General features: G+C 35.4%; 13 protein-coding genes and 1 pseudogene. 5 read left to right on the plus strand and 9 right to left on the minus strand.

Going from position 1 to position 17,358, the window contains the following annotated elements:
- The 6 genes from LNM86_RS03240 to LNM86_RS03265 all read right to left on the minus strand — a co-directional run bounded on the left by LNM86_RS03240 (position 1) and on the right by LNM86_RS03265 (position 6,764).
- A complete protein-coding gene (locus LNM86_RS03240) occupies positions 1-1,272 on the minus strand; it encodes a M16 family metallopeptidase (protein WP_241438415.1) in 1,272 nt (423 codons plus the stop codon).
- Between the two features lie 84 nt (positions 1,273-1,356).
- On the minus strand, positions 1,357-2,754 hold the full coding sequence (gene thrC, locus LNM86_RS03245) for a threonine synthase (protein ID WP_241438416.1): 1,398 nt from the start codon (positions 2,752-2,754) through the stop codon (positions 1,357-1,359).
- Between the two features lie 998 nt (positions 2,755-3,752).
- Positions 3,753-4,106, minus strand: a complete 354-nt coding sequence (locus tag LNM86_RS03250; protein WP_241438417.1) for a hypothetical protein — start codon at positions 4,104-4,106, stop codon at positions 3,753-3,755.
- Positions 4,107-4,290: 184 nt separating this feature from the next.
- Positions 4,291-4,656 carry a hypothetical protein gene (locus LNM86_RS03255; protein ID WP_241438418.1) on the minus strand — a complete coding sequence of 122 codons (366 nt, stop codon included), beginning with the start codon at positions 4,654-4,656 and terminating at the stop codon, positions 4,291-4,293.
- Between the two features lie 175 nt (positions 4,657-4,831).
- Positions 4,832-5,176: a hypothetical protein gene (locus LNM86_RS03260; protein ID WP_241438419.1), complete on the minus strand. Its 345-nt coding sequence runs from the start codon at positions 5,174-5,176 to the stop codon at positions 4,832-4,834.
- A gap of 886 nt (positions 5,177-6,062) precedes the next feature.
- Positions 6,063-6,764: an HAD family hydrolase gene (locus LNM86_RS03265; RefSeq protein ID WP_241438420.1), complete on the minus strand. Its 702-nt coding sequence runs from the start codon at positions 6,762-6,764 to the stop codon at positions 6,063-6,065.
- Positions 6,765-7,092: 328 nt separating this feature from the next.
- Between LNM86_RS03265 and LNM86_RS03270 the strand changes: the two genes are divergently transcribed.
- Entirely contained in the window at positions 7,093-8,229 is a 1,137-nt protein-coding gene (locus LNM86_RS03270; protein ID WP_241438421.1) for a site-specific DNA-methyltransferase, read from the plus strand.
- 318 nt (positions 8,230-8,547) lie between these two features.
- Here the strand turns inward: LNM86_RS03270 and LNM86_RS03275 are convergent, their stop codons facing one another.
- The gene (locus LNM86_RS03275) at positions 8,548-8,670 is read right to left on the minus strand and encodes a hypothetical protein (protein WP_372712447.1); all 123 of its coding nucleotides are present in this window, start codon (positions 8,668-8,670) and stop codon (positions 8,548-8,550) included.
- A 234-nt stretch (positions 8,671-8,904) separates the two neighbouring features.
- On the minus strand, positions 8,905-9,963 hold the full coding sequence (gene mutY / locus LNM86_RS03280) for an A/G-specific adenine glycosylase (protein ID WP_241438422.1): 1,059 nt from the start codon (positions 9,961-9,963) through the stop codon (positions 8,905-8,907).
- A gap of 215 nt (positions 9,964-10,178) precedes the next feature.
- On the opposite strand from mutY, the gene LNM86_RS03285 reads away from it, so the two are divergent.
- From LNM86_RS03285 to LNM86_RS03300, 4 genes and pseudogenes are all read left to right on the plus strand, one after another.
- Complete coding sequence (locus tag LNM86_RS03285) at positions 10,179-10,679, plus strand: DUF721 domain-containing protein (protein ID WP_241438423.1); 501 nt, start codon at positions 10,179-10,181, stop codon at positions 10,677-10,679.
- An 82-nt stretch (positions 10,680-10,761) separates the two neighbouring features.
- Complete coding sequence (locus LNM86_RS03290) at positions 10,762-11,418, plus strand: DsbA family protein (RefSeq protein WP_241438898.1); 657 nt, start codon at positions 10,762-10,764, stop codon at positions 11,416-11,418.
- A 178-nt stretch (positions 11,419-11,596) separates the two neighbouring features.
- Entirely contained in the window at positions 11,597-14,263 is a 2,667-nt protein-coding gene (ppdK, locus tag LNM86_RS03295; protein ID WP_241438899.1) for a pyruvate, phosphate dikinase, read from the plus strand.
- A gap of 395 nt (positions 14,264-14,658) precedes the next feature.
- Positions 14,659-15,384: pseudogene (locus LNM86_RS03300) on the plus strand (tyrosine-type recombinase/integrase); the annotation flags it as partial.
- 307 nt (positions 15,385-15,691) lie between these two features.
- Here the strand turns inward: LNM86_RS03300 and LNM86_RS03305 are convergent.
- A complete protein-coding gene (locus LNM86_RS03305; protein ID WP_241438424.1) occupies positions 15,692-16,537 on the minus strand; it encodes a peptidoglycan-binding domain-containing protein in 846 nt (281 codons plus the stop codon).
- Between the last annotated feature and the right edge of the window lie 821 nt (positions 16,538-17,358).

Raw genomic sequence — 17,358 nt, forward strand, 5'->3', positions numbered from 1 at the left:
TTACTTTTTGTATGAAAGGATTGATGTTAAATCATCAAAATTCATGAGAGGACCAACAGGTCCAATAGCAGCTAATGTTGGAGTGGAATTGATACAAAGACGATGTGCTAAATCAGTTAATCTTGTCGGGGTAATGAGATCTAAGCGTTCCATTATTTCAGATATGGGAATGGGACGACCGTAAAGAAGCATTTGGCGAGCAATGAGATGTGCTTGACTAGAGGGGTTCTCTTGTGACATTGTAAGATTCGCACGATATTGTGCTTGTGCTCGTTGAAGTTCAGTGGCATGAATATTTTTGCTAGCCTTAGAGAGCTCATCAAGAACCACTGGAAGGAGTTCCTTTAGCCCTTCTTGTCCAGTCGCAGCATGAATCCCAAAAAGCCCAGTATCTGAAAAAACCCAATGAAAAGCATAAATAGAATAGCATAATCCACGCTTTTCTCTCACTTCTTGGAAGAGGCGTGATGACATACCGCCGCCAAGTATAATGGAAAGAATTTGCGCAGTATAAAAGTCACGTGCGTGATAAGCACGTCCTTCAAACCCTAAAACAACTTGTGTGTCCATTAAATCACGATATTCACGAAAATCTCCACCAACATAATTAGCAAGATTGGTGAGTGGTGCTGTTGCATGGGGGCGAAAAGTGCTAAGGCGGCTTTCAACCTCTCGCAAGAAGTCTTTGTGTTGTACCGCTCCTGCAGCAACGACGATCATACGATCTGCACTATATTGCTGATTCATGAAATTATGGAGATCAGCAGATGTAAAGGATTGAATTGTTTGGGGAGTTCCTAAAATAGAGCGACCAAGAGCTTGGTGACGAAAAGCTGTTTCAGTAAAATGATCAAAAACAACATCATCAGGAACATCATGAGCAGCACCAATTTCTTGAAAAACCACTTGTTTTTCTCGTTCTAATTCATTTTCATCAAATTTTGAACACATCAAAATATCAGCGAGAATATCAATGGCAAGCGGTACATCATTTTTAAGTACGCGTGCAAAATAAGCAGTTGTTTCAGTACTGGTCGTAGCATTGATTTCACCGCCAACATCTTCAATATCCGTCGCAATCTGAAAGGCTGTACGGTTTTCCGTTCCTTTGAAAGCCATATGTTCAAGAAGATGAGCAATTCCGTGTTGTGCACAGGTTTCATTGCGTGAGCCAACTTTAACCCATATTCCAAGCGCTACACTTTCAATTTGTTGCATTGTATGTGTGGCAATCGTCATACCATTACTAAGGCGACTGATATCTACACGCATGTTTTTATGACTCCATTAAATAAGCCAAATACCTTATATTAAGGGCAATTGGAAGATTGTTGATTTGACTCAATGCAGCTAACTTCAATAAGATGCGCATGATTTTAAAGAAATATAATCTTTTACTATTTTTTCATTATTAGCAAGACTTATAAAACGTTCTTCGTATTCCATTAAAGTGTTCAAAGCAGAAGGACAGGGAGCATTAATTCCACAAGCATTTCTGATAGCATCAGGAAATTTGGCAGGATGAGCGGTAGCAAGGACTATCATTGGAATATGTGGTTGTTTATTTTCGCGCGCTACTTTAAGAGCAACAGCTGTGTGTGGATCAGCAAGATAACCGCTTTCTTTATAAACATGGTCAATCGTTTGTGCTGTTTCAGCTATATTACTTTTCCCAGCAGAAAATAAAGAACGAATATTCTTAAGTTGTTTTTCATTAAGATGGAAAGATCCTGATTTTCTCAAGTTTTCCATTGCATTGCGAATCCATACTGGGTCACGATCATTACTTTCAAAGAGTAAACGTTCAAAATTAGAAGAGACTTGAATGTCCATAGATGGTGATGTTGTATGGGTTATCGGTTGTGTTTCATAAATACCGCTCGTTAAGGTACGTACGAGGATGTCATTATCATTTGTTGCAATGATGAGCTGTGCGATCGGTAAACCCATACGAGCAGCAACATAACCTGCAAAAATATCACCAAAATTTCCAGTAGGAACAGTAAATGAGACAGCTCTATCAGGAGCACCGAGAGAGAGTGCAGATGAAAAATAATAAACAATCTGCGCCATGATACGTGCCCAGTTTATAGAATTAACACCGGAAAGCGCTGTTTTTTGTCGAAAGTTATGATCGTTAAACATTGCTTTGACAAGCGCTTGGCAATCATCAAAGTTTCCATCAATAGCAATGGCATGAACATTACTGCTTTGGTTCGTCGTCATTTGTCGTTGTTGAATAGGTGATACGCGTCCTTTAGGAAACAAAATGAAAATATCTACATGTTTTCTTTCAGCAAAGGCTTGTATTGCGGCACCACCAGTATCACCTGATGTAGCAGCAATAATCGTTGCCCGTTTATTTTTTTTAGTGAGAACGTGATCTATCAATCTGGAAAGAAATTGCATTGCAACATCTTTAAATGCCAAGGTGGGGCCATGAAAAAGTTCAAGGATAAATTCGTCTGCTCCAGTTTGGAGTAATGGACAGATTGCTGGATGATGGAAAGTGGCATAAGATTCAGCAATCATTTTTTCAAAAGAGGTATATTCGATTTCCTCATTCACAAAGGGCCAGAGAATTGTTTTAGCAATTGTTGTGTAGGATTGACCGCGTAGTGCTCGTAGTGCATTGGGTGATAATTGAGGAAATTTTTCTGGCAGATAAAGCCCACCATCATGTGCGAGACCAGTCATAATCGTTTCAGTAAAGCCTAGGATAGGGGCTTCACCTCTTGTGCTAATATATTTCATGAATCTTTTCTTTCATTTATTTTCAGTAAAATGATACATTATATATTTCATGTTTTTTATAATATTCAAATTATTAAATGCATGAAAGTTTGTTTGCTTATATTTATCAATAATGAAAAATCAGTGACAACAGAAACAGGAACATTATAAGTTTGGGATGTTTTATATAATATATTGAATATTAAGTTTTTTTGACATTATAAAATGTCAAAGCTGTTTTTCATTATTTTATAATTTGAATTGTTTATTGTCTATCATGGTTGGTATACGAACAATTACCGGATAATTTTTTTATGAAACTTACTTACTGGTGCGTTTATTTTTTCTTAATCTCGTATAATTAATAACGTGTACAATAATGAATTTTTATAAAATCGTATATTATGATTTGCCCTGAGGTGTTTACGAAATAATTTATAGCATTTGTACGTAAAATTGTAGATTGGAAAAGACCTTTATTCCGTTTAAATGATCAGTTTTTATGCTAATAAGTTGCTATATTGATACTACAATGCATTGATTTATACCGATAATTTAGTATTTTTCATGTTGAATTAGACCCCCGAATATTGTAAGATTCTCCCATCTCCCATCTCCCATCTCCCATCTCCCATCTCCCATCTCCCATCTCCCATCTCCCATCTCCCATCTCCCATCTCCCATCTCCCATCTCCCATCTCCCATCTCCCATCTCCCATCCTCTTATGTTTAATCAATCATCAAAACTATATTTTGGCACGTCATAAGCAGGGCTGATGTGTGGGTAAAAAACTCTAAAGAAAGGAGCAAAAATGCCTCTTATGAATCGTCTAAATAGCACGGGCTGTCGCAACATTGGGGGCCGGTAAATATGATGGTGTCGACTTGGTACTACACGGTATAATAGGTAATAAAAAAATCATCCATAAAGCATAAAGAGCCTGCCCCAATTATTTGAGGCAGGCTGCAATTTAATTTAAAGATTTCTTTTAGAAAAAACAAACAGATAAGTTAAATTATTATGCTTTTCCTATTCCTATTCCTAATAATCCACTAAATAGAGACATAAAAAGCCCAGTGAAATAACCAAAAATCATAGCTCCTAATGTCGTAAAAGTTCCTATTGTAATGGGTTCAAATACTTTCTGAAATTCTCCTTCAATTGTATCTTCATTTTCAACCCCATGTTTTAAAATTGGAACATAAAAAGTAGCGATATTAACTGCTTTCTTTTTTATTTCCTTCATTACAGAAATATCTTTTTGTTGTGCATTACTGCTTAAATGATTTGCATGCGCATTTACAACTTGTAAAAAAGTGAAAGCAATTGCTATAAAAATACTTAACGTATGATTTTTAAGCATTTTAATCATAATTTTACCTCAAATATTTTTTAAAATCTAACAAAGCAATCTATTAGTATTACCGATAAACATGATAGATATATGAGGTGTTATCAGTTCTCATGATAAGAGTAATACAGTAATATAGTGACCAAATACTTCGGTTATACTTAGAATGCTATATTGCAAACTTTTGAATTAAATATTCAAAAGTTTATTTGCTAGGTTGGAAGTATCTCATTAATCCCTTTACCATCCACCCTAAGAGCATGCCTACTATAGTTGTTGCATACCCAGCTAGCGCTGCAATACCAAAGGTTCCTAGCGTAAGTGTGATGGGTTCAATCACTTTTTCAACTTTTCCTTCAGCAGTAGTATCATTTATTGCTTCATAATTTAAACTGGGAGCATAGAAAGCCGTAATATGGGTTACCTTCTCTTTTACCTGCTCTATTACAGAAACCTCTTCTTGTTGTACAACATTGCTCAAAGAATTTGCATGAACATTTACAATTTGTGAAAGAAAAAAAACAGTCGCTATAAAAATATTGAATAGATAATTTCTAAATAATTTCGCCATAATTTTACCTCAAATAATTTCTACTTTCAACTCTAATGTATTGAATACATAAGTATAATAAGTGGAATATATAAAATAGATTTGCTGTCTTAGAAGTAGAAAACTGTTTTATTATGGATTTAAATAAATATAATAAAACACATAATCTACTTCTTAGTATTTTGTGTTGAATGGTTTATTTAAATATTGATACGATGTCTTTTATCAATCCGATGATGAAACTGAATGCATATCCAAAGACCAAAACGCCTACTCCTACCGTAATAGGGTCCACTACCTTTTCAAATTTTCCTTCAAGAGCGGCTTCATTTGTTGTTTCATAACTTACTGCTGGAACAGAGAGAGAAGTTGTATCAACTGTTGTATATGTTACATTTGTCACTTGTTCTATCACGCAATCAGTATCTTCTTTTTGAGAACTGTTGCTTAAGTAATTTGCATGAACATTTACAACTTGTGAAAGAAAAAAAGCAGTTGCTATAAAAACACTTAATGAATATTTATTAAACAATTTAACCATAATTTTACCTCAAAATATTATCTAATTTTTGTTATTATGTAATAGATAATTTTTATTATATATACCTAGGAAACAAACAAAAACTATATATCATATTACATATAATGCACATGTATACTACATTATGAATTAATAGTCAATAAAGTAATATTTGCACTACGTATTTTATTAAAATACATATAACGGATATATAAATTTTACTTTACTTTCTATAGGTATTTTAAAAAAATTACTAAAGATATTTATGTATTAAAAATGGTATGATTTACTAAAAAGACTTATTTTTAAATTGATGTCTATATGAGTTTGTAGGAGAGAAGCTGTTATCAGAGAAGAAGAAGTATTTTTTTGTTATTTTTGTACTACACATTTAAAATATTTTTTCACTCTATAAATTAAAAGACATCATATATCGTATGAGTACGAATTAGCGTTAAAATATCATACATCATTGAATAATGAAAAAAATATTATTATCTATATGAAAGTATTTTTTAAGTTTTTAAAACCAAGAGATATTTGTTGATTATTATTTATAGTGATGAGTTTTATAGATTATATGCTATAAAATCTATATTATTATGTTCAAATTTTATATTTACATTGTTTTTATATATTAAAGAACAGATCGTATTTCAGTTATAAGTATATCAATTTTGTATTTTATTATGATCAGAAGGAAAAGTTATCATTTTACCATAAGTTAATATAAGTTCAGAAGAGATAAACATTTCATGGGTTATAACAATTGCTATATATCTATTGTTTATAATACCGAGCTAATGCAGTTATATTTTCTCCCTAGTTAGTATATTTAAATGAGGTTAAAGTCTTAAGAATGTTTCTAAATGGAGGGTATGAATTGCTAGATCTCTAAGACGGTTTTTCATGATAGTTCTTGCCATACTGCCATTGCCTCTAAAACTTCTAGTAAATAATCATGTTTGGCGATAACTGTTTCAGCTCCAGCTTCTGCAAGTGCACTAGAGTGACCAGGGTAGCTATGTGATCCTCCAGTAAAGCCGATAACACGCATACCTGCAGCAGTAGCCGCATGTACGCCGTGAACTGAATCTTCTATAACAATAGTATTTTTGGGATTTGCACGCAACTGTTGTGTTGCAAAAAGAAAAACATCAGGTGCTGGTTTTGTTCTTTTCGTTCCAACTTCAGGTGCAGAAAATATTTTATTTTTACCATCAAAAAGATCATAAAGATTAACGGCAGAGAGCATCTCTTTTACATTGTCACTTTTTGCATTAGAGCAAATACAATAGGGATAACGCGTTTGAACGATCTTTATAGCTTCTCTTATACCATCAAGGGCACGTAAATCAGTTGTTATTTGTGCTCGAAAGAGATTTGACATTTGAGTTATGAGATGAGCAGAGACTGGTTTTCCTGTTTCTTGTTCAACTTTTTTAAGAATATCTCGAAAAATCAGTCCTGCGTAGCGTTCTGCCAATTCTTCAGGTGATATTTCATATCCTATTTGTTTAAGTAATTGAGATCCAATTTTTGCTGCGAGATATTCAGAGTCGACTAAAACGCCATCACAATCAAAAATAATGAGATCTATTTGAGGCATGAAATATTCCTTTACATATTATTTATAGCTTGAAAACTTTTATAGAAATGTCATTGAGACGATTTTATTTCATAAAAATATGCTTTTAAAGTGAATTCTTATTCATTTGACGAAATGAAGAGACGAAAAGCGTGCGTTGAAGGAAAGAAAGTAAGGATTTATCCGTATGAAATTCTTTATTTTTCTTAAAATAGCAAAAATATCTGTCAATTTTACAGGATTTTAACAATACGTTTACTCTATTTTGTAAATATGAATTGGTAATGCGGGCCTATAAACTATTTTGATTGATTATAGGGCAAATTCAGTTCATTTTGTTGGGTTTTTCATGACAGTTATTCAGCTTCAAAAAGATTTTGTTCACACTTTTTCACGGGGACCATGGCGCAATAAAATTTTCAAAGGAGATTGTGTTGCTGTATTGGAAAAACTTCCCAAACATTCAGTTGATATGATTTTTGCTGATCCTCCTTATAATTTGCAATTGGATGGTGCTTTATATCGTCCAGATCATTCGCTTGTTGACGCGGTTGATGATGCATGGGATCAGTTTGAGAGTTTTGCTGCTTATGACGCTTTTACACGGGCATGGTTGCTTGCTTGTCGTCGTGTCTTAAAACCCAATGGGACAATTTGGGTTATAGGATCTTACCATAATATTTTTCGCGTTGGTACGGCGTTGCAAGATTTAGGTTTTTGGATGCTCAATGATATCGTTTGGCGTAAAAATAATCCTATGCCTAATTTTCGAGGACGCCGCTTTCAAAATGCTCATGAGACGCTTATTTGGGCTGTTCGAGATCAAAAGGATAAAAAATATACATTTAATTATGATGCTTTAAAAGCTGCGAATGAAGATCTACAAATGCGTTCAGATTGGCTTTTCCCTCTGTGTACAGGTTCTGAACGTTTAAAAGATGAGGCAGGGCGCAAATTACATCCAACACAAAAGCCACAAGCATTATTAGCCCGTATTATTATGGCTTCTAGTAAGCCTGGTGATGTTATTCTTGATCCGTTTTTTGGTTCGGGGACGACAGGTGCTGTTGCAAAACTTTTAGGGCGTGATTTTGTAGGTATTGAACGTGAACAAGACTACATTGATGCGGCATGTGAAAGAATTGCTGCGGTTAAACCTTTAAATAAACCGGAATTAGCAATTTTGGATAAGAAAAAAGCAGAACCGCGTGTAGCATTCAATAGTTTACTTGAAGCAGGTTTGCTTCATCCTGGAGAAGTTCTTTATGATCGCAAGAAGCAAGTATCTGCTATTGTAAGGGCTGATGGTACGGTTATGCATGGTGGTGAAGCCGGTTCTATTCATGCAATGGGACGAAAGGCTCAAGATTCACAAAGCTGTAATGGTTGGACTTTCTGGTATTATGAGGAAAATGGACGATTGAAATCAATAGATGACCTAAGAATGATAATACGTTCTCAGATGTTAAAAAACGGCGTCCTATGAAGAGGCAAGCTGGTGCTATCATTATCTGTTAGGTGAGCTTCAATATTGTGTTCTTAATATTGAGACGATTTGATATATTTGTTTTCTTCCTAAGTGTTTGTTATTCACATATCATTCCCCGCTTATAATGTGCAAGAAAACGTTTTATTTATAATGCATAATTAAGAGGATTTTAAATGAGAAAATCCGCTGTATTCTAGGCTTACATTCAAACTGTACAATGTGAACTCTCATTATAAATAAATATTTTTATGAAGAATGAAATATTGTGCATGCAACTAAAAAATATTTCTCAGTATTGCACATTTACGGGCTTTTTTAAAGGACATTTCTTAAAGCACCCAAGCCTATTTCATGACGGCGCCCGTGAATGGTATAGCGATAAAGCCATTGAACACCCACACCTTTACGCTTATAAAAGATACAAGCCGGTCCCATCATACTATCTACCGGCCCCCAATATTGCGATGAACCTTGCTATTTAGACGATTCATAAGAGGCATTTTTCCTCCTTTCTTTAGAGTTTTTTACCCACATGTCAGTCTCATTTGTGATGCGCAGACGTATGGTTTTTATTGATTCAAAATAAGAGAAACTTACAATGTTCGGGGGTATCATTCAATATGCAAAACGATTAATTATAGTTATAAATCAATATCTTATTTATATTAAGATTTATTTCAACCGAAAAGAATTGGGAATAGCTACAGAAATAGCTTTTTTCATAACAGTAGGCAGTGCTTCGTCAGCAAGATTCTGGATATCGCACCACCAACCATCTTCACGATTCATTTCGTGAACACTTTGAGTATAATAAACATCGAGTTTTAGAGAGAAGTGGGTAAAAACATGTGTAACTTGCCCTTTGAATTGCCAATTGGCGATAAAGGGCGCGTTTTGAAGACTGTTTTCGTTGTTTATTCCAATATTGTTAGGAATTTGCGTCATTCCACCGAGAAGTTTTTTACCTTGTCGTTTTTCTAAATAAATTTGTTCCTTTTCATTAAGAACGACAAAGGCAACGCCATTTTTTGAAGGGCGTTCTTTTTTAGGTGCTTTAACTGGAAAAGATTCCGGTCTTTTCATCTTTTCTGCTCTACACAGCTTTTGAAGAGGGCAGAGGTAACAAGATGGATTGCGTGGTGTGCAAAGAGTTGCTCCTAGATCCATCATTGCTTGAGCAAAGTCTCCAGGGCGATTTAAAGAGGTAATTTTTTGTGTTTTTTCTCTGATTTCAGCTTTTGCTTTTGGCAAGACTGCAGCAATAGCAAATAAGCGGGTAACAACACGTTCAACATTACTATCAATCACTGCTACAGGGTGGTTAAAAGCAATTGCGGCAATGGCAGCAGCGGTGTAGTCTCCAATACCAGGAAGAGTTTGCAATATTTTTACGGATTGCGGAAATTGTCCTTCGTAGTTTTCAATAAGCTGCTTAGCACAATTTATAAGATTGCGTGCGCGTGAATAATAGCCAAGTCCAGCCCATGCTTTCATAATATCCTCTTGTGGGGCTTTTGCTAAAGAGGAAAGGTCAGGCCAAAGTTTTAGAAATTTTTGAAAATAAGGTTTCACGGCTTCGACAGTTGTTTGTTGAAGCATAATTTCAGAAAGCCAAACTTGGTAGGGATCAGGGTGGATACCTTGTTTTTGTTCTTTGGGGGTAATCCGCCATGGTAAATGTCGGTGCTTTTGATCGTACCAAGATAGGAGGCGCGAAGAAATTTCGTACATGATAGTTTTGAAGCATAGGAAGATATAAAATGCAAAAGAAAAAAATATTTGTTTTACAAATCATATTTTTCTTTTTCCTCCTATGATAAAAATTTTGCTTAGCTGAGAATTAGACTTTGTTGATATTTAATGAGATATTTGGAGGAAGAGTTCTTTAGATGAAAGAAATTTTAATAATTGAGTTCATGACTGAATGTTGATTGAAAAATTGAGAAATGAGCAAACAATTTAAAAAGCGCCATTTTTATTCTCTTTCTGAGACAGTATCTCGTATGCTTGATCCGGTTTTATGTAAACGGACAGGGCTTAACATGGCTCTTATAGAGCATTGGCCACAGATTGCAGGTCATGATATAGCTGTGCATACAATGCCGCTTAAAATTATTTGGAAATGTCGCGCTCATCAAGATGACGTTTTTCAACCAGCAACACTTGTTGTCACATGTGAAGGTTTCTCTGCTTTAAAATTGATGCATGAAACAGATGAATTGCTTCGTAGAATTAATGTTTTTTTTGGATATATTGCTATTGATCGTATTAAGATTGAACAAAGGTGTATATCTGTTTTAAAAAATCACTTACCGATGAAGTCTGGTCCGAATGAAAAAGACAAAAAACGTATAGAAAATATGCTTAAAGAGGTTGAAGATGAAAGTCTACGCCAATCACTTTATGAACTTGGCTGTTGCATTTTTGCAGAAAAAAATAATAAATAGAAAGAAATTTTACATCTTTTCCTTTAATATGTAAAAAATGTTAAGTTTTTTATTGTTCAATAACAACAGAAAAGTATTATTTATGCTAAAATTTCGTTCTTTGTTGTCTTTCAGGATAATTTTTCTTTTAATAACGGCTATCCAAATCAGTGTAGCGGGGGCAGCTGCTAGGGATATTAAGCCAGTTGCGACTGTTGATATGGTTGAACTTCTTCAATCGGGTAAGGTTAAGGATAGGTTTGAGGGGGACAAGAATGCACCCGTAACAATTGTTGAATATGCTTCATTGACATGTATTCATTGTGCAGATTTTTATAATAATGTCCTTCCGCAAATTCGTAAAAAATATATTAAAACGGGAAAAGTAAAACTTATTTTTCGAGATTATGCTTTTGATCCTAGAGCAACGGCGGGTTTTATGTTGGCACGATGTGCACCAGAAGACCGCTATTTCCCTTTGATCGAAGTTTTATTTCAAAAACAGCAGGAATGGGTTTGGGAAAAAGATGCTTTAACACCATTGAGAAAAATTGGCTTAATGGCTGGTTTTACAGACGAAAGTTTTAATGCTTGTCTAAAAAATCAGTCACTTTTAGATGAAGTGAATGCATCTTTTGAGCGTGGTAAAGAGCTTGGTGTTACTGCAACACCTACATTCTTTATTAACGGTAATAAGTATGAAGGTGTTATGTCAGTAGAATCTTTCTTTTCGGTCATTGATAGTTTTCTTAAAAACTAAATCTTCTTTCCAAAAGATGGGATATTGATAGTTTTCGTCGTTTCTCTTTTGGAAGGATTGGTTTTACGCATTTGTGAGGCAATATTTTCTTTAATTTAGCCAATTTAAAACTGAAGCATTTTTTTAATGGGCTCCAATCAAATAATTATTTTGATGCTGCTATGGGAGGATTTTTATGATGACAAAATGGGTTTATAGTTTTGGTGATGGCCATACAGAAGGAAGCGCAAGTGAGCGCAATCTTCTCGGCGGTAAAGGGGCGAATTTAGCTGAAATGAGTCATCTTGGTTTGCCTGTACCTCCTGGATTTACTCTTACGACAGAAGTTTGTAATTTTTATTATGCCCATGATAAGTCATATCCACAAGAATTACAGGAAGCTGTTACACAAGCGCTTAAAGGCATTGGTGAACAAACAGGACGTGAATTTGGTAACGAAGAAAAGCCGCTTTTGCTGTCTGTTCGCTCTGGAGCCCGTGCTTCTATGCCAGGAATGATGGATACGGTACTTAATCTTGGAATGAATGATAAGACTGTACAAGCAATTGCTTTACAAACCAATAATGAACGCTTTGCTTATGACAGTTATCGCCGTTTTATCCAAATGTATTCTCATGTTGTTTTGGGATTAGATCATTCTCATTTTGAAGAAATTCTTGATGATGCAAAAATACGCAATGGTTATGCTGTCGATACAGAGATGACAGCGGCTGATTGGAAAGATGTCATTGTTTCTTATAAAGCATATGTTGAAGAGAAGTTAGGGAAACCTTTTCCACAAGATCCTGAACAACAATTGTGGGGAGCAATTGGAGCAGTTTTTTCAAGTTGGATGACAGCACGTGCAATTACTTATCGTCGTTTACATAATATTCCTGAAAGTTGGGGAACAGCAGTAAATGTACAGGCGATGGTGTTTGGTAATATGGGTGAAGATTCGGCAACGGGTGTTGCTTTTACCCGCAATCCATCAACAGGTGAGAAAGAGCTTTACGGTGAATTTTTAGTGAATGCGCAGGGTGAAGATGTTGTCGCAGGCATTCGAACACCCCAAAATATTACAGAAAATGCACGTATTGTTGCGGGCTCAAATAAACCATCCTTGGAAAAAATCATGCCCGAAGCTTTTTTGAAGTTGTGTCAGATCGCACAGAAGCTTGAGCAGCATTATCGCGATATGCAGGATCTCGAATTCACCATTGAAAAAGGTAAATTGTGGATGTTACAGACTCGTTCGGGAAAGCGAACCGCACGTGCTGCTCTAAAAATGGCAACTGAAATGGTGGAAGAAGGATTAATCAGTCGTGAAGAAGCGGTGTTGCGAATAGATGCAAAGTCACTCGATCAACTTCTCCATCCAACACTTGATCCTAAAGCAGAGCGTTTTGTTATTGCACGTGGGTTACCTGCTTCTCCAGGAGCAGCAACGGGTGAAATTGTTTTTACTTCAGAAGAGGCAGAAACTGCCTCCACGGAAGGTCGTAAAGTTATTTTGGTGCGTGTAGAGACAAGCCCAGAAGATATTCACGGTATGCATGCTGCGGAAGGGATTTTGACGACGCGTGGTGGTATGACAAGTCATGCTGCTGTGGTCGCGCGTGGTATGGGGAAACCATGTATTTCTGGTGCTGGTAATGTACGCATTGATTATAACACAAAGACAATGTTTGCTTCAGGGCAAAATTTTAAAGAGGGTGATGTTATTACCATTGATGGTGGGAGTGGAGAAATTTTCAAAGGGAAAGTTGCGATGTTGCAACCTGAGCTTTGTGGAGATTTTGCAAAATTGATGGAGTGGGCTGATGGGATACGGCGTATAAGAGTTCGCGCCAATGCTGAAACACCCTCTGATGCACGTATGGGGCGTTCCTTTGGAGCTGAAGGTATTGGACTTTGCCGCACGGAACATATGTTTTTTTCTGGTGAACGTATTGTGGCCATGCGTGAAATGATTTTAAGTAATGATGAAAGTGGACGTCGTAAAGCATTGGATAAGCTTTTGCCAATGCAGCGCTCGGACTTTAGTGAATTATTTGAAATTATGTGTGGTTTGCCTGTTACTATCCGTTTACTAGATCCACCATTACATGAATTTTTGCCAAAAACAGACGCAGAAATCTTTGAAGTTGCAACGGCTATGGGTGTCTCAGTAGATGCGCTTTCTGCACGTGCACAGCAATTACACGAATTTAACCCTATGCTTGGATTAAGGGGATGTCGTTTAGCTATTACTTATCCCGAAATCGCAGAAATGCAGGCGCGGGCTATTTTTGAAGCAGCAGCAGAAGCTGCTCAAAAATCCGGCTCTCCTGTTATGCTTGAAATTATGGTGCCACTTATTGCGCTGAAATCTGAACTTGATTTTGTAAAAGCCCATATTGATAAGGTTGCTAATGAAGTGATCAAGGAAAAGGGTCAGAATATTCAGTACATGGTTGGAACGATGATTGAGCTTCCAAGGGCTGCTCTTCGAGCGGATGAAATTGCCGAAACAGCTGAATTTTTTTCATTTGGAACAAACGATTTGACGCAAACGACTTTTGGAATTTCACGTGATGATGCTGCTCCCTTTTTAGCAACCTATTTTCAAAAAGGACTTTTAGAACAAGATCCTTTCGTATCGATTGACCGTGATGGAGTAGGGGAACTCGTTTCTATTGCTGCACAGCGGGGGCGTTCACGACGGGAAAAAATTAAACTGGGAATTTGTGGTGAACACGGAGGTGACCCTGCGTCTATTGCCTTATGTGAAGAAAATGGTCTTGATTATGTTTCATGTTCTCCTTTTCGGGTGCCAATTGCACGTTTAGCAGCAGCACAATCGGCTCTTGCAATAAAAATATAAAAAGATTTTGAGTTTTTTCATTGTATAGTAAGCAACTATTTGTGTGTTTAGGCGGCTTATAAGAGGTATGTTGATTTCTATTTAAGTGTTTTTTTCGACGCAAATGTCTCTTGTAATATGCAAGTTAATGCATTGATTTATAATGATAATTTTTATTTTGCATGTTGGATGAGACTCCCGAATATCGTAAGATGCTCTCATCTCAAATCCCCTTATGTTGATCAATTAAAGTTACTTACTTGCACATCATAAGCGGGGCTAGTGTGGGTGAAAATTCTAAAGAAAGGAGTAAAAATGCCTCTTATGAATCGTCCAAATACCAAAGGCCGTCGCAACATTGGGGGATGGCAAATAGTATGATGAGGCTGGCAAAAATAGTATGATGGGGGGCTGGCTTGTTACTTCATAAGCGTAAAGATGGTGGTGCATAATGGTTTTACGCTATACCATTCACAGACGCCATCGTGCGTGAAATGGGCTTAGGTGCCTTAAGAGATGTCTCTGTAAAGCAAGCTTGTGAATGTGCAACCCAAAAAAGGCGTTTTGTTCTTCGTGAGGGTCATGACTCCATTAAAGAACATGACAAGCAAAAGTGTGAGGCAATGCGTAATCTGCATTATCTAAAAGATATCGCTCTCGATGCTTTTAAAAGTTGTAAAGCAGAATTAAAAGGAAATGATAAAAATGGTGAGTGTTTTTCATCTTTAAAACTTCATATTCTCCCTAAATTAGGCTGTTTACCGGTTTCAGAGATTACACGAACAGATATACGCAATACACTCGCTCCCATCTGGCATACAAAAGCTGAGACAGCTAAAAAAGCCTAAACCGCCTTAATATTTGTCTTAAACATGCTGCTGCATTGGGTTTGGATATTGATTTACAGACAACAGAAAAAGCAAAATCTCTTAAGTAAACAACGCCATAAAGTTAAGAATATACCTGCTATGGATTGGCAAGATGTCTCGTCTTTTTATCAGACACTCTGCAAAACACCCAACCATGACGCATTTGGCTTTGCGTCTGCTTATTCTGACAGGCGCGCACACATATCCTTTGTGTTAATCCATAAAGATCAAGTTGAAGATGATATATGGACCATCCCTGCTGAAAATATGAAAGAAAACGCACTTTCATGATTTATGATAAAAAGAGTTAAAATGAAAGAAATTTTCTGTATTGGTTGCTTTCTTTTAAGTGGTAGAAACGATGAATACTCATTGTAAATCAATATTTTGCTTGTGTTATGGTAAATAACTTACCTGCATTTTTCATTTTCTTGACTAAAAGAAAAAATGAAGATCTACCATAAGCTGTAGGGATAAGGGAAAACAGTATGTCTCTGATGTATTTATAAAAAAGTATAAGGCACGGGGATATATTATCGTAAAATTTTCAGTGCTTACATCTCTCAGATGAATGCATCTTTCAGTTTAACAAACCAACTTCATACATTTTTACCAAGACTGTGTGATCCATTTTACCTGTTATAGGAAGATCAAACATTTTTTGAAACTGTTTTAAGGCTTCGATTGTTTTCTGATCTTCTATACCCGTGACAACCACCTCGTGATGACCAAAAATGCGTAAAGCTTTTTGCACTTGTATAATATCTGCAACAAGAGGTTCTGAAACAGTCTCTTTGAAGCGTGGCATATCTTTTGTTTCTATTGTTTCATTTATCATTTCTTTTTCACTACGTTTAATTAATATGGCAATTTCATCTGTTGCGGTTTTAGGTAAAATATTTTTTTGTATTTTGTGAGCTGTTTGTTCTTTCCAAAGTGCTATGGCACGACGCGTTTTAGGTCCCTCTCTTCCATCTAAAGGACCATCATAAAATCCTAGCTTTGCTAACTTTTTTTGCATTTTTAGTATGTTTTCTGATAAAGCAGGAACAGATGAATTTTTCTGTAAAGGGTTTAGAAATGGACCAGAAGTTTCTTGAGAAACTGCGCGAAATTTTTCTTCTTTTTCAGGAAAAGGGGAGTTTCGTTCTATATCTGCATCAAATGCGCTCTTCATTTTAGTAAAGGCATCTTGATGCATTATCATTTGTGAAAATAAAGCATTAAATGAAACAAATCCAAAACTAATAGTAAAAAGAATTAACCCAGCAAACAATGAAGTATTTTTCCTTGTATAAAAACAAAGTGTTTTTGCTATCCAAAAAAGAAAATATCCGATTATAAGAAAAAATGTTATAACAATACTACTATAGTATTTACGCTGTTTTACGTTTTTTATTCTGCGTTTTTTTTGCTTTTTTACCATTATTTTTATTTTTTATTTCCAATAATATTCTTATAAATTATTATCACTCCCAGAAAGAGAGAGAGATTTGTATTGTTGTTTTCTCTTTCAAATTGTAAAAATAAAGAAACCTGTTGTGTAAACCTATAAGCTGATAAAACAACAATTATTCTCATTCAAATTTCTTAATTTCATATTATAGAGCATTTTTGAGTGTATATAAAAATTTTACAACCCTATGACACCAATTTACATTTGTAAGTGACAGCGTCGCATATCATTCTCAAATTAAAAGTGCTACGTTACTTCTTTATTTTTTTGCCTATATATTTTGTAGTCTTTGAAAGCGAAATTGAAACACATTTACTTATCACGCTCCCGAGCTGATAGTAGGATATAGCTCTTGCAAATATTTACATGTCCATAATTTATGTTTCCACCCAATGTTAATGGGCATCGTTATCTTTCAATACCATCTATGTTCTCATATAAATTCATTCTCCTAATATTTCATAAATATCAATGAAAATGACTAAAAAAATATCTGTGAAAAATAAGCGAGCTGTTTAGTCCTTACAATTTAATATCATGCTCTTTTTATAAAAAAGAAAATCGCAAACATGAAGGACTGTAATCATCATATGTTGTTATGCTTATGATACATAGTTTCTTTCGTTGCATTATTTTACTCTTGTTATATGTAATGAAGAAGGCGAGCATACATATTTTTAATATTCTTATTTTTATAGCGCAATTTTTATGTTAATTTTTTAATGAAAAGATAATACCTCTCATTTTTTCACAGCTACTTCATATCCTATTATAACATAGTTAATTCTGTA

The organism is Bartonella machadoae (assembly GCF_022559585.1).
Lineage (GTDB): Bacteria > Pseudomonadota > Alphaproteobacteria > Rhizobiales > Rhizobiaceae > Bartonella > Bartonella machadoae.